The sequence below is a fragment of the Aeromonas sp. ZOR0001 genome, from assembly GCF_000801015.1.
GTDB lineage: Bacteria > Pseudomonadota > Gammaproteobacteria > Enterobacterales > Aeromonadaceae > Aeromonas > Aeromonas veronii.
This window is the reverse complement of the sequence record NZ_JRJY01000070.1, coordinates 1-12,869: the sequence shown is the minus strand read 5'-3', so window position 1 is coordinate 12,869 and position 12,869 is coordinate 1. Positions and strand designations below refer to the sequence as shown.

Here is a 12,869-nt window from a genome sequence, read left to right as displayed (position 1 = left end):
CTGACGAGTGTCGGCCGAACCCGTGTTGCGGTAGACTCCCAACCAGTCAGCGCCTGTTGAGAGTGACAAAGATCATAATAATAACAACAAGTTGTGGTTAAACCACCACCAATGTGGCCGACCCCGTCCAAACTATCCAACGCGAACAACAAAAAGGAATCACCATGCACAAGAAAACTCTGCTGGCTACCCTGATCTTCGGCCTGCTCGCGGGCCAAGCCGTTGCGGCTCCCTATCTGCCCCTTGCGACGGATCATCGCAGCGGCCAGGAGCAAACCGCCAGCAACGCCTGGTTGGAAGTGGATCTGGGCGCCTTTGAACACAATATCCAGACCCTCAAGGATCGCCTCGGCGACAAGGGCCCGCAGATCTGCGCCATCATGAAGGCCGACGCTTATGGTCATGGCATCGACCTGCTGGTCCCCTCCGTGGTCAAGGCCAATATCCCCTGCATCGGCATCGCCAGCAACGAAGAGGCGCGCGTCGCCCGCGAGAAGGGCTTTACCGGCCGTCTGATGCGGGTGCGTGCTGCCACCCCGGATGAAGTAGAGCAGGCCCTGCCCTACAAGATGGAGGAGCTGATCGGCAGTCTGGTGAGTGCCCAGGGTATCGCCGATATCGCCCAGCGCCACCACACCACCATTCCGGTGCATATCGCGCTCAACTCCGCCGGCATGAGCCGCAACGGCATCGACCTGCGTCTGGCCGATGCCAAGCAGGATGCGCTGGCCATGCTCAAGCTAAAGGGGATCACCCCGGTCGGCATCATGACCCACTTCCCGGTTGAGGAGAAAGAGGACGTCAAGATGGGGCTGGCCCAGTTCAAACTGGACTCCCAGTGGCTGCTGGAAGCGGGCAAGCTGGATCGCAGCAAGATCACCATCCACGCCGCCAACTCCTTCGCCACCCTGGCCGTGCCGGACGCCTACTTCGACATGGTGCGCCCGGGCGGCCTGCTCTACGGTGACTCCATCCCCTCCCACACCGAGTACAAGCGGGTGATGGCATTCAAGACCCAGGTCGCCTCGGTCAACCACTATGCCGCGGGCAACACCGTCGGTTATGACCGCACCTTTACCCTCAAGCGTGACTCCTGGCTCGCCAACCTGCCGCTGGGCTACTCCGATGGCTATCGCCGCGCCCTCAGCAACAAGGCCTATGTGCTGATCCAGGGTCAGAAGGTGCCGGTGGTCGGCAAGACTTCCATGAACACCATCATGGTGGACGTGACGGATCTGAAAGGGGTGAAACCCGGTGACGAGGTGGTGCTGTTTGGCCGTCAGGGTGAAACCGAAGTGAAACAGGCGGATCTGGAGGAGTACAACGGCGCCCTGCTGGCGGACATGTACACCATCTGGGGCTACACCAACCCCAAGAAGATCAAACGCTGATCACGCGATATGAAAAAGGGCTCCCGCGGGAGCCCTTGTTGTTATTGCTTAATTGTCTGCCGCGCTCAAGCGGCCTTTTTACGGGTCACAAACAGACTCAGCCCCATGGATGCCAGCAGGATCAACGCGACTACGCCCAGTGCTATGCCGGTCGGGATCTTGAAGATATCCAGCAGCAGCATCTTGACCCCGATAAACATCAGGATCAGCGCCAGACCGTACTTGAGCAGGGCGAAGCGATCAGCCACACCGGCCAGCAGGAAGTACATGGCACGCAGACCCATGATGGCGAAGATGTTGGAGGTCAGCACGATGAAGGGATCCGTGGTCACCGCGAAGATGGCCGGGATACTGTCTACCGCGAAGATGAGGTCGCTCACCTCCACCAGCACCAGAATGAGCAGCAGCGGGGTGGCATAGCGCACACCGTCACGCCAGACGAAGAACTTCTCCCCTTCCAGCGTCTCGGTCACCTTGAAACGACGGCGCATCCAGCCTAGCAGCGGATTGTTGGCCAAGTCAGGCTCCTTGTCGGCCGCCCACAGCATCTTGGCACCGGTCAGCAGCAGGAAAGCGCCGAACAGGTAGAGGATCCAGTGGAACTGCTCGATAAGCCAGCTACCGGCGAACACCATACCGGCACGCATCACGATGGCACCCAGCACCCCGTACAGCAGCACCCGGCGCTGCAGCTCGGCCGGAATGGCAAAGTAGCCGAACAGCATCAGCCAGACGAAGACGTTGTCCACTGCCAGCGCTTTCTCGATGAGGTAGCCGGTGAGGAACTCCAGCCCCTTCTGATTGGCGATTTCACGGCCCGCGCTGTGATCCAGCCAGAGCCAGATAGCCAGGTTGAAGAGCAGAGCAACACTGATCCAGATGAGGGACCAGACGCCCGCCTCTTTGAGAGATACCTTGTGTGACTTGCCGCCACCGACAAAGCGTATGTCTATCCATAACAGGACCAGCACTATGCTGAAGAAACCGGTCCACATCCACCATTCACCCATGTTCACTTCTCCCAAAAACGACAAAACCCACGACCGAGAGGCGTGGGTTTGCGTTTGGAGCAGATACACCTTGCCTCTCGGCAAGGTCTCACTTACAGCTGATTTGCATCGACTGCCCGGCTGCCGGGTGCACTGCAGGATATGGGTGCACCGTAATGACGACAAACCGGCGAGAAGTTACTCCCCTTGTTGCGCGGATAGTAGCAGCGGTAAAAGATAACGCCAAGAGGCATCTTCACTGCCGTCAAAAATAAATCGGGGCCCCATCAAGGAGCCCCGCAAGCAGGTTCAACACATCCCCATCAGAGCGGGTCGACCTTGAGGCAGGAGACCGCGTGATCGAAGTTCCCCTCCAGCACGGGGCGGGTCTTGGCGCACTCGGGGCCAGCCACCGGGCAGCGGGTGCGGAACACGCAACCGGACGGCGGATTCATCGGCGATGGCAAGTCCCCTTCCAGGATCTGGATCACCTTGTTGCGCTCCAGCTCAGGGTCCGGGATCGGCACAGCAGACATCAGCGCCTTGGTGTAGGGATGCAACGGGTTGGCGAAGATCTCCTTGCGGGTCCCCAGCTCAACGGCGTTGCCCAGATACATCACCAGCACCCGATCGGAGATATGCTTGACCACCGACAGGTCGTGGGCGATGAAGATAAGCGACAGCCCCATCTCCTTTTGCAGGGATTTGAGCAGGTTAACCACCTGCGCCTGAATGGATACGTCCAGTGCCGAGACCGGCTCGTCGCAGATGATCATCTTGGGCTCGAGGATCAGTGCCCGGGCAATCCCGATCCGCTGGCACTGGCCACCGGAGAACTCGTGCGGATAGCGGTTGACCAGGTTGGGCAAGAGCCCCACCTTGCTCATCATGGCGCGCACCTTCTCCTTCACCTCTTCCCGTGGCAGGTTGGGATAGAAGGTGATGAGCGGCTCGGCGATGATGTCGCCGATGGTCATGCGCGGGTTCAGAGAAGCCAGCGGGTCCTGGAAGATCATCTGGATCTCTTTGCGCTTCTCGCGCAGGGCATTCTGATCGAGCTTGGTAAGATCGTCACCCAGCCACACCACCTTGCCATCGGTGGCCGGTACCAGACCGATGATGGCGCGGGCAAAGGTCGATTTACCGCAGCCTGACTCCCCCACCACACCAAGGGTTTCACCCTCATAGAGACGCAAGGTCACCCCATCGACCGCCTTGAGATCGGACGGTTTGGCCCAGGGCCACGCCTTGCCACTCTTGATACTGAAGTGGACCTTGAGGTCAGACACTTCCAACAGCAATTTTTTGTCGGCACCCATTTAGTTGGCCCCCTTGTTCATGGCATCCGAAACCCAGTGGCAAGCCCGCTCCCGACCGTCGTTGAAGGGGGTCAGGATCGGTGACTGCTGGCCGCAAATTTCGCTCACACGGTGGCAACGCTCCTGGAAGGGGCAACCGGTGGGCAGACGCAGCAGGTTGGGCGGATTGCCCGGGATGGTGGGCAGCACTTCCCCTTCGGTATCGAGGCGGGGAATGGCGCGCAGCAAGCCTTCGGTGTAGGGGTGGCTCGGGCGATAGAAGATATCGTCTACCTTGCCGTACTCCATGGTACGACCGGCATACATCACCAGCACTTTGTTGCAGATACCGGCGACCACGCCAAGGTCGTGGGTGATCATGATGATGGCGGTGTTGAACTCGCGCTTGAGCTCGTTCATCAGGGTCATGATCTGGGCCTGCACGGTCACGTCGAGCGCGGTGGTCGGCTCGTCGGCGATCAGCAGTTGCGGCCGGCAGAGCAGTGCCATGGCGATCATCACCCGCTGACGCATGCCACCGGAGAACTCGTGGGGATACATGCCCATCCGCTTGCGTGCTTCGGGAATTTTGACCGCATCGAGCATCCGTACCGACTCTTCGAACGCTTCCGCCTTGCTCACCCCTTTGTGCAGCATCAGCACTTCCATCAGCTGATCCTGCACCTTCATGTAGGGGTTGAGCGAGGTCATGGGGTCCTGGAAGATCATGGCGATCTTCTCGGAACGGATCTTGTTGAGCTTGGACTCCGGCAGGTTGAGGATCTCCTCACCCTGAAACTTGGCAGAGCCGGTAATAATGCCGTTTTTGGCCAGCAGCCCCATGATGGCAAAGGCCGTCTGGGATTTGCCGGAGCCGGACTCGCCGACGATCCCCAGGGTTTCACCCGCAGAGAGAGAAAAATTGAGGTCGTTGACCGCCACCACATTGCCGTCCGGGGTCTTGAACTCGACCCGCAGATCTTTCACATCCAGTAACTTCATATAAAAACTCCTTATCGATCTTTCGTGATGCTTTCCTGTCGACCCGATGCTCGATTAACGATCTTTCGGATCGAGGGCGTCACGCAGACCATCCCCGAGGAAGTTGAAGCAAAACAGGGTCACCACCATAAAGCAGGCGGGGAACAGCAGTTGCCAGATGGCCACTTCCATCGACTTGGAGCCTTCATCCAGCAGGGCACCCCAGCTGGTCATCGGTTCCTGAACCCCAAGGCCCAGGAAACTCAGGAAGGATTCAAACATGATCATCCCCGGCACCAGCAAGGTGGCGTAAACGGCCACGATACCGAGTACGTTAGGTACGATGTGACGGGTGATGATCTTCCACTTGGAGACGCCGCAGACATGGGCTGCCTCGATAAACTCCTTGCTCTTGAGGCTGAGAGTCTGGCCGCGCACGATCCGCGCCATGTCGAGCCAGCTCACCGCCCCGATGGCGATAAAGATGAGTGCCAGATTGCGGCCAAAGAAGGTGACCAGCATGATGACAAAGAACATGAACGGGAAGGCGTTGAGGATCTCCAGTACCCGCATCATCAGGCTGTCGACCCGCCCGCCGATAAAACCGGAGGCCGCGCCATACAAAGTACCGATGATGACCGCCACCATGGCGCCCATGATGCCGACCATCAGGGAGATTCGACCGCCCAGCAGGGTGCGCACGAACAGATCGCGCCCCAAGCTGTCGGTACCGAAGTAGTGACCCGCTTCCATATCCGGCGGCGACTGCATGGCGCCCCAGTCCGGATCGTCAAAGGTGTATTGGGACAAGTGGGGGCCAAAGATGACCGCCAGACCGATGATGGTCAGAATGATCAGGCTGGTCAGGGCCGCCTTGTTGCGCAGGAAACGGCGACGGGCATCCTTCCACAGGGAGCGTCCCTCCACCACTTCCACTTTTTGCGCGAACGCCTCGACGGCATCGCGTTTTTCAGTTGAAACAACCATGATGAACTCCCGAATTAGTAACGGATCTTGGGATCGATAAAGGCGTAGAGAATATCGACCACAGCGTTAAAGGTGATGGTGAGGGCGCCGACCAGAATGGTCAGACCGAGCACCATGGAGTAATCACGGTTAAGGGCACCGTTGACGAACAGCTGACCGATCCCCGGCAGGCCGAAGATGGTCTCGATCACCACGGAACCTGTGATGATGCCGACAAAGGCCGGGCCCAGATAGGAGACCACTGGCAGCATGGCCGGACGCAGCGCGTGTTTCAGGATGATGTGGCGCAGCGGCAATCCCTTGGCACGGGCGGTACGGATGAAGTTGGAGTTCATGGTCTCGATCATGCTGCCCCGCATGATCCGCGAGATGGCGGAGATGTAGTACATCATCATGCCGAACACCGGCAGCACCATAAACTGGATGCCACCGCCCTGCCAGCCACCGGCAGGGAACCAGCCCAGATGAATACTGAAGAACAGCACCAGCAATGGCGCCAGCACAAAGCCCGGGATCACCACCCCGGCCATGGCCGACGACATCAGAAGATAGTCGATGATGGTGTTCTGTTTCAGTGCCGCTATGGTGCCGAAGGTGACCCCCAGCAGCACGGCGAAGAAGAAGGCCGTGGTCCCGATCTTGGCGGAAACAGGCAGCGCCTGGCTCACCAGATCATTGACGGTGAAATCCTTGTATTTGAAAGAGGGGCCCAAATCACCCTGCACCAGGTTGCCCAGGTAGGTGAGATATTGCATGCCAATGGGTTTGTCGAGCCCATATTTGGCCTCGATGTTGGCGATGACTTCGGGGGGCAGTGAACGCTCGCTGGTAAAGGGGTTACCCGGGGCGAAACGCATCATGAAGAAAGAGACGGTGATCAAGACCAGCAGAGTCGGGATCGCTTCCAATAGCCGTTTAAAAATGAATTTCAACATAGACATTTCCTGTCCTGTACTGCTTCCAAATGGTCGCGGTTGTAATAAAGGCCCGCCGTCCGGCGGGCCCTGCTTGTTATGCGACTTGTTGCTTTAAATCAGTGAGCAATGATGTACATATCTTTGCTGTAGAGGTTATCCAGCGGGTTGGCCGGATAGCCGCCTACATAGGGTTTGACCATACGGGCAGTCACGTATTGGTAGATGGGGGCGATCGGCATGTCCTTGGCCAGGATCTCTTCAGCCTGGACGTAGAGCTTGTTACGGGCCGCCACATCAACCTGATCACGGGATGAATCCATCAGCTTGTCGAACTCCGGATTGGAGTACTTGCCGTCGTTGTTGCCGTGGGTGGTCTGCATCAGATCCAGCATGGAGGAGGCTTCGTTGTAGTCGGCGATCCAGCCGGCACGACCTACATCAAACTGACCCTGTTTCTTGGTTTCCAGGTAAGTTTTCCACTCCTGGTTGACCAGGCTCACCTGCACCCCCAGCTTCTTCCACATGGAGGCCACGGCCACAGCCACTTTCTTGTGGTTGTCGTCGGTGTTGTAGAGCAGCTCGAACTTCAGCGGCTTGCTGGCATCGAAACCGGCCTCTTGCAGCAGCGCCTTGGCCTTGGCATCACGCTCGGCCTGGGTCATCTTCGACCATTCCGGAGCCACCGGCTTGAAGCCATCGACGAAGTCCGGCACCAGGGTGTAACCCGGCGTCTGACCCTGACCCATCACCTTGTCGGCGATCACGTTGCGATCGATGGCATAGGAGAGCGCAGTACGGACACGCACATCGTCAAACGGCTTCTTCTTGACGTTGTACTGGTAGTAGTAAGTACCAACATAACCGGTCACTTTCAGCTCGTCCGGCTTCTCTTTCTTCATCTGCTTGAAGCGCTCGATGGGCATCTGATAGGTGATATCCACTTCGCCCGCCAGATAGCGGCTCAGGTCAGCGTTGGTAGACTGGATGGGCAGATAGACCACCTTGTTGATGACGGTCTTGCCATCGTTCCAGTAGTGCTTGTTGCGCTCAACTTCGACGCGCTCGTTCACCACCCAGTTCTTCAGGGTATAGGCACCGTTGGATACCATATTTTCCGGCTGGGTCCACTTGTCACCAAACTTCTCGATCACCTTCTTCGGTACCGGATAGGTGGTGGTGTGGGAGAGCATGCTGACGAAGTAAGGGATCGCTTTCTCAAGCTGCACTTCGAAGGTGTAGTCGTCGGTCGCTTTCACGCCCAGCGTATCAGCCGGCTTTTTACCTGCGATGATCTCGGAGGCATTGGCAATGGTCGGGATCTCCAGATACCAGGAGTAAGGAGAGGCGGTTTTCGGATCAACGGCACGCTGGAAGGCAAAAACGAAATCGTGTGCAGTGACCGGGTCACCGTTGGACCACTTGGCATCTTTGCGCAGGTGGAAGACGTAGTGCTTGTTATCCTTGGTTTCCCAGGATTCAGCCACAGCCGGGAGAATTTCCCCTTTCGGGCCGGATGCAACGAGACCTTCGAACAGGTCGCGCAGGATATTGGATTCGACCGTTCCTTCGGTCTTGTGCGGGTCAAGGGTCGCAGGCTCGGAGCCGTTGCCTTTTACCAGTTGCTGGACTTCAGCCAGCTTGGTTCCCGCCGGGACATCGGCAGCCTGAGCCACATTGACGCCACCAAACAGTGCAGCCATCAGCAATGTGTTAATCATTGTTTTTTTATGAGTCATTTCCCTACTCCAACAAGAACATTCCATGCGTTTTTTAAAGTGACGGGGTTAAAACCCGCTCCCAGCATAATTCCCTGCCAATTCCGATAATGCAACAGATATTGTCAGGGTAACCGTCATTTTCTGGTCAAAAAATCAGCTGCCACGCGCTTTTTCAGTATTAAAACACCAGCAAAGCGCTCGTTTTTCACACAAACGACCGATTCTAGAAAAGACCGGGCAAAAAGCAACCAATAAAAAGCCGGTCACGAGGACCGGCTTTCATAAAGCGGAGCTGGCTCACATCAGGCTGGGGAAAACCCCCTTGATACCGGCCACCATGATCTCGATACCCAGCGACATCATGATAAGACCCATGATACGGGTCACCACGTTGATGCCTGTGTTGCCCATGATCTTGAACAGCAGCGGCGCGGCGCGGAAGATGAGCCAGGAGCAGAAAGAGAAGACAACGACAACCACTGACATGCCGAGCAGCTGCTGCCAGTGGCTCTGGCTGGCATAGACAATCACCGAGGAGATAGCACCGGGGCCCGCCATCAGCGGCAGCGCCAACGGCACCACGGCGATAGACTCGCGCACCGCCAGTTCACCCTTCTCCTGTTTGTTGTGCTTCACCTCGCCCAGCTTGCCCTGCAGCATCGACCAGGCAATCAGGGTAATCAGCGACCCACCGGCGATCCGGAACGACGCCAGCGAGATGCCAAACCCATCGAGGATCAGCTGCCCCATATACATGGAGACCAGCAGGATCACCATCACCGCTATATTGGCGGTGGTATTGGTTTTCATCCGCTCGGCCTGGGTATGGTGGCTGGTCAGGCTGACAAACACCGGCAACAAACCAAGCGGGTTGATAATTGCGAACAAACCGACAAAAAACTTCAGATACAACGAGACGTCAATTGCTGCCATAGGCGCCTTCCAATAGAGTTTCGGGCCCAGCGGGCCAGTCCATTAATTTCGTGCGTAAATTTACATCATAGCCAGAGCGGGCACCAATCAAATAATCTCACCATTTTGAGGGTTTTTTAGTTAGTTCATCTAATGCATCCGCGCTAACTGGCATAAACCGATGCCAAAAGCCCTTTCTACCGCCCGACACGCGCCAGAAAAGTGAGCGCAAGCCTGCTTAGTCATGACCAGAGAATAAGACGGTGACTGACCGAATGACCAAGCGACTCGAGAGAATCCAAGCTTTGCCTTTCCTCTATTTCAGACCAGACATCACGTCATTGACTCGGCAAGAGAGCCACAATGCAAAAACCGGGAAAGGGGGCAGAAATGGCGCCCTCGGGGAATAAAGCGGATTAGTCATGGATTAAAACAACAATCATTTTCGCAACAAACGCTGGAATAAAGTGCGTTTGTCGGTGATTTTGAAACCAATTCACTCATATTTGCTAACCTACACAGCCAAAACGGCCCCACTATCTGATGGCGAAGTGCAATTAACCACTTGATAAATGTGGTTTATTACTCTGCGTTAACAAGTCTCTCGCCTTTCCCTTTGATGCACATTCCGATAACATCAGTCAAACAAGGATTGTGAAATAAAATTTCTTTTGTTCTTTTGTTACACATGATCCAGATCAAGTTTTTCTGAGTCAGCCCCGCTCTATAATCGACTCAGAAAGCGATTTAGTAAGGCATGTGAAAAAGCTGTTGCAACGATACCGTCTTGACAGGGCGACTATAATTGCCGGGCATTGCCAACGTCTTACTAAACAGTTTTCAAATAATCAGGAGATAAACATGGCAGTAACCAATTTGGCTGAACTGGATGCACTGGTCGCCCGCGTTAAGGAAGCCCAGCGTGAATTCGCCAGCTTCTCTCAAGAGCAGGTAGACAAGATCTTCCGTGCCGCCGCCCTGGCCGCCAACAACGCCCGTATCCCCCTGGCCCAGATGGCCGTGGAAGAATCCGGTATGGGTATCATCGAAGACAAGGTTATCAAGAACCACTTCGCCTCCGAATACATCTACAACAAGTACAAAGACGAGAAGACCTGCGGCATTCTGAGCGAAGATGATCAGATGGGTACCATCACCATCGCCGAGCCGGTAGGTATCATCTGTGGTATCGTTCCGACCACCAACCCGACCTCCACTGCGATCTTCAAATCCATGATCGCGCTCAAGACCCGCAACGCCATCATCTTCTCCCCGCACCCCCGTGCCAAGAACTCCACCAATACCGCTGCCAAGCTGGTACTGGATGCAGCTGTTGCCGCCGGTGCACCAAAAGACATCATCGGCTGGATCGACCAACCGTCTGTTGAGCTCTCCAACGCCCTGATGAAGCACGAAGACATCAACCTGATCCTGGCCACCGGTGGCCCGGGCATGGTGAAAGCAGCCTACTCCTCCGGTAAGCCTGCTATCGGTGTGGGTGCCGGTAACGTACCTATCGTTATCGACGAAACCGCCGACGTGAAGCGTGCCGTTGCCTCCATCCTGATGTCCAAGACTTTCGATAATGGCGTGGTCTGCGCTTCCGAGCAGGCAGTCATCGTTGTTGATGCCATCTACGACCAGGTTAAAGAGCGCTTTGCATCCCACAAGGGCCACGTGCTCTCCAAAGAAGATGCTGACAAGGTACGTAAAGTCATCCTGATCAACGGTGCCCTGAACGCCAACATCGTTGGCCAGCCAGCCACCAAGATTGCCGAGATGGCAGGCGTGACTGTACCGGCTGATACCAAGATCCTGATTGGTGAAGGCGTCAAGCTGTGTGCAGAAGATGAGTTTGCTCACGAGAAATTGTCCCCGCTGCTCGGTATGTTCCGTGCTAGCAGCTTCGAAAACGCCGTTGATATGGCCTGTGACATGGTCAACATCGGTGGTATCGGCCACACCTCCGGTCTGTACACCGACCAGGACCGCAACGCTGACCGCATCAAGTACTTCGGCGACAAGATGAAGACCGCGCGTATCCTGATCAACACTCCGTCTACCCAAGGCGGTATCGGTGACCTGTACAACTTCGCAATGGCTCCGTCCCTGACCCTGGGTTGCGGCTCCTGGAGCGGTAACTCCATCTCCGAAAACGTGGGTCCGAAGCACCTGATCAACAAGAAGACAGTCGCAAAACGGGCAGAAAACATGCTGTGGCACAAACTTCCGAAATCCATCTACTTCCGTCGTGGTTCCCTGCCGATCGCTCTGAGCGACCTGGAAGGTAAAAAGCGTGCCATGGTCGTGACCGACCGCTTCCTGTTCAACAACGGCTACGCCGATGAACTGGTCAGCCTGCTGAAAGCACAGAATATGGAAGTGGAAGTGTTCTACGAAGTAGAAGCTGACCCGACCCTGGCTGTGGTTCGCAAGGGTGCCGAGATGGCCAACTCCTTCAAACCGGACGTTATCCTGGCGCTGGGCGGTGGTTCACCGATGGATGCGGCCAAGATCATGTGGGTGATGTACGAGCACCCGAACACTGCGTTCGAAGATCTGGCCATGCGCTTCATGGACATCCGCAAGCGTATCTACAAGTTCCCGAAAATGGGCGTGAAGGCCGAACTGGTCTGTATCACCACCACTTCCGGTACCGGCTCTGAAGTCACTCCGTTTGCAGTAGTAACCGATGAAGTGTCTGGTCAGAAGTATCCGCTGGCTGACTACGAGCTGACCCCGAACATGGCCATCGTTGATGCCAACCTGGTCATGGGTATGCCGAAGTCCCTGTGTGCCTTCGGTGGTATCGATGCCGTGACTCACGCCATGGAAGCCTATGTTTCCGTACTGGCCAACGAGTACTCCGACGGTCAGGCGCTGCAAGCCCTGAAAATGCTGAAAGAGTACCTGCCGTCCAGCTACCTGAACGGTGCCAACGACCCGATCGCTCGTGAGAAGGTGCACAATGCTGCCACCATCGCCGGTATCGCGTTCGCCAACGCCTTCCTGGGTGTGTGCCACTCCATGGCTCACAAACTGGGTGCCGAGTTCCACATTCCGCACGGTCTGGCCAACGCCCTGCTGATCAGCAACGTCATCCGCTACAACGCGAACGACAACCCGACCAAGCAGACTGCGTTCTCCCAGTACGACCGTCCGCAAGCTCGTCGTCGTTACGCCGAAGTCGCTGACCACCTGGGTCTGACTGCTGCCGGTGACCGCACCGCTGCCAAGATCGAGAAGCTGCTGACCTGGCTGGACGAGCTGAAGGCTACCCTGGGTATCCCGGCCTCTATCCGCGAAGCTGGCGTGACTGAAGCTGACTTCCTGGCCAAGGTTGACCAGCTGGCTATCGAAGCTTTCGATGACCAGTGCACCGGCGCCAACCCGCGCTACCCGCTGATCAGCGAGCTGAAGCAGGTTCTGCTGGACTCCTACTACGGTCGTCCGTTCACCGAAGCCGCTCCGGTAACTGCTGCCCCGGTTGAAGCCAAGGTTGAAGGCAAGAAGAAATCCAAGGCCTGATAACCTGCCCTGAGATAACAAGCCCGCGCACTGCGCGGGCTTTTTTTATCTGCTATGTCCCTTCCTGAATATGGTTTACACCTTTCCCCCCAATAAATGGAGAGCCCGATGGGACAAGGTGTGAAACGGACACAGCGCGATTACTCGC

At 56.5% G+C, this 12,869-nt stretch carries 9 protein-coding genes; 2 read left to right on the top strand and 7 right to left on the bottom strand.

What is annotated here, in order from left to right; genetic code table 11:
• Window positions 1-164 precede the first annotated feature (164 nt).
• Entirely contained in the window at window positions 165-1,391 is a 1,227-nt protein-coding gene (gene alr / locus L972_RS08310) for an alanine racemase (protein WP_047437485.1), read from the top strand.
• 65 nt (window positions 1,392-1,456) lie between these two features.
• Here alr and L972_RS08305 read toward each other — a convergent pair whose 3' ends face one another.
• The 7 genes from L972_RS08305 to L972_RS08275 all read right to left on the bottom strand — a co-directional run bounded on the left by L972_RS08305 (window position 1,457) and on the right by L972_RS08275 (window position 9,214).
• Window positions 1,457-2,401, bottom strand: coding sequence for a TerC family protein (locus L972_RS08305; RefSeq protein WP_005353134.1), 945 nt, complete (start codon window positions 2,399-2,401; stop codon window positions 1,457-1,459).
• Window positions 2,402-2,703: 302 nt separating this feature from the next.
• Window positions 2,704-3,699 (bottom strand): murein tripeptide/oligopeptide ABC transporter ATP binding protein OppF, encoded by a 996-nt coding sequence (gene oppF, locus L972_RS08300; RefSeq protein WP_005337666.1) that lies wholly within the window; start codon window positions 3,697-3,699, stop codon window positions 2,704-2,706.
• Complete coding sequence (locus L972_RS08295; protein ID WP_005337668.1) at window positions 3,700-4,680, bottom strand: ABC transporter ATP-binding protein; 981 nt, start codon at window positions 4,678-4,680, stop codon at window positions 3,700-3,702.
• A 54-nt stretch (window positions 4,681-4,734) separates the two neighbouring features.
• Window positions 4,735-5,646 (bottom strand): oligopeptide ABC transporter permease OppC, encoded by a 912-nt coding sequence (gene oppC / locus L972_RS08290; RefSeq protein WP_005337670.1) that lies wholly within the window; start codon window positions 5,644-5,646, stop codon window positions 4,735-4,737.
• A gap of 14 nt (window positions 5,647-5,660) precedes the next feature.
• Entirely contained in the window at window positions 5,661-6,581 is a 921-nt protein-coding gene (oppB, locus tag L972_RS08285; RefSeq protein ID WP_005337672.1) for an oligopeptide ABC transporter permease OppB, read from the bottom strand.
• A 98-nt stretch (window positions 6,582-6,679) separates the two neighbouring features.
• Window positions 6,680-8,299, bottom strand: coding sequence for an ABC transporter substrate-binding protein (locus L972_RS08280; RefSeq protein WP_026035101.1), 1,620 nt, complete (start codon window positions 8,297-8,299; stop codon window positions 6,680-6,682).
• Between the two features lie 279 nt (window positions 8,300-8,578).
• A complete protein-coding gene (locus L972_RS08275) occupies window positions 8,579-9,214 on the bottom strand; it encodes a YchE family NAAT transporter (protein ID WP_005337678.1) in 636 nt (211 codons plus the stop codon).
• Between the two features lie 840 nt (window positions 9,215-10,054).
• On the opposite strand from L972_RS08275, the gene adhE reads away from it, so the two are divergent.
• The gene (gene adhE, locus L972_RS08270) at window positions 10,055-12,721 is read left to right on the top strand and encodes a bifunctional acetaldehyde-CoA/alcohol dehydrogenase (RefSeq protein ID WP_047437482.1); all 2,667 of its coding nucleotides are present in this window, start codon (window positions 10,055-10,057) and stop codon (window positions 12,719-12,721) included.
• The last annotated feature ends 148 nt before the right edge of the window (window positions 12,722-12,869 follow it).